Genomic DNA, 1,980 nt, shown 5'->3' on the forward strand with positions numbered 1-1,980 from the left:
CCTCATCCCCGTAAGGGTCTTTCTAGATGGAGGCGGCCCGCCAGCCTTGACATTTGAATGCGGTACCGAGGTGCGGTTCCCAGGGTATGCGCACAAGTTCCCGGGCAGCCCCTCTAAGGTGATCTTGGGGATTCGACCCGAACACATAATGACCAACAGGGAGGACTTGAATGAAGGAGCAATGAAGATCGAAGTCGTCGTGGATGTGATCGAGCCAACCGGTGCGGACACGTACGCCATCTTTCAACTTGGCGGGCGTGAAGTTACGGCGCGGATGCGTCCAGGGCAAGGACAAGTAGGAGTAAAGACAAGATTTTGGATTGATTCGGAAAACGTAGTGCTCTTCGACAAGCAATCAGGGAACCGTATCGCGCCGTAACACATAATCTTAAAGGTGGAGGTTTGGAATGCGAATTAAATTCGTCCAGGTACTGGTTACAACGGGTATCATCGCGGCGCTAGCTGGGCAAAGTGAATCTCTTGCACAGGAACGTCTCGAAGTGATGCATTGGTGGACGTCCGGCGGGGAGAGCAAGGCGCTTTCCGTGCTGACTAGCGCACTCAAGGAGGAAGGCGTCGAATGGCAGGATTCTGCTGTTGCCGGAAGCGCGGGCACCAACCTACTGCAGGTTTTGCAGGCTCGCCTAGCGGCGGGGGATCCTCCGGCAGCGATGCAACTCCACGGCCAACAGATTCGATCCTATGCCAACGAAGGGATACTATTAGATTTAACGGATTTCGCGACTGCCGGGAAGTGGGACGAGATTTTGGCTCCTGAACTTCAGGCTTTCGCAAAGATCGAAGGAAAGTACTTTGGTATCCCGTTCGACGAGCACCGCGGCAACTGGATGTGGGTCAACAAGCCATTGTTGGACAAATATGGCGGCGAGGTAACAGCCCCGTGGGAAGAAAGGTTTTTCCTTGCTGACAAGATGAAAGCTGATGGAATAACCCCATTGGCTCATGGTTTTCAGGCGTGGCAGGAACTTGAACTTTGGGAAAACATTTTGATTGGTGTCGGCGGAGCCAATTTCCATAAATCGGCTTTATCCGAATTGCGCCCTGATGCTCTCGACAGCGACACAATGCGTGAGACGTTTGAGACCTATCGCAGAGTCATTCGCTATTCTCCACAAAATGCCGCTAACCTAGACTGGAATCCGGCGACCCAGATGGTTATCCGTGGGGAGGCTGCCTTCCAGATTCAGGGTGACTGGGCAAAAGGCGAATTTAAGCTTGCGGGCAAGCAAGCAGGTGTTGATTACATCTGCACTGTTCCCCCCGGCCATGAGGATACATTTCTTTTTCTTGCCGACTATTGGGGGTTCTTCCCTCCGAAAAACGAAGCGGTGGCCAACGCACAGAAAAAGATGGCAGAGTTGGCCGTGAATACTAAAGTCCAGACGGAGTTCAACAAGGAGAAGGGATCAATTCCGACGATTTCCTCAGTGAACCCCTCGGATTTTGACGAGTGCGCCCAAAAAGGCATCAAGGATCGGCAAAATGCTCTCGCCGAGGGCAAACTCTTGCCTTCTCTTGGGGAAAATCACGCGCAGCCGCGTGAGGTCAGAGGCGTGTTCGAGGATGTTGTGAATGCCTACGCCCGTGACCCTTCGATGACTGCGCAGCAAGCAATCGACAACCTTAAGAACGGCCTGGCGCAACTGTAATGCGCATAGAGGAACCGCATAATTTGGGGGTGCCCTCATGGGGCACCTTTGTACGCCAGCGATTGGATCGTCGATTCAACGTGATAAGTTTGCGCATGCCGCGCAAAACGATTGGTCGGGGAGTTGGGAGCAGGCATGATCCGCCTCTCCTCTTACAAAAACGCGTTTTGATCGATGTTCCTGCGAAAGGATGAAGCTGGTCCTCACCCGATGCACCTCGCTTGCTTCTGAGGAACTGGGGTTTCTCACCGCATCAAAATCATTGCCTAAGATTTCAGGTCCGCATCCGGCGGGGCACCCGCGTCTCAAC

General features: G+C 53.4%; 2 protein-coding genes. Both read left to right on the top strand.

All coding sequences use genetic code 11. The annotated features are described in order from the left end of the window. On the top strand, positions 1–379 hold a 379-nt coding region (locus EOA13_RS36955), incomplete at its 5' end, for a TOBE domain-containing protein (RefSeq protein ID WP_127298027.1). 28 nt (positions 380–407) lie between these two features. Next, positions 408–1,670, top strand: coding sequence for an ABC transporter substrate-binding protein (locus EOA13_RS36960; protein ID WP_127298028.1), 1,263 nt, complete (start codon positions 408–410; stop codon positions 1,668–1,670). Positions 1,671–1,980 lie beyond the last annotated feature (310 nt).

It is taken from the genome of Mesorhizobium sp. M7A.F.Ca.US.011.01.1.1 (assembly GCF_003998295.1).
Classification (GTDB): domain Bacteria; phylum Pseudomonadota; class Alphaproteobacteria; order Rhizobiales; family Rhizobiaceae; genus Mesorhizobium.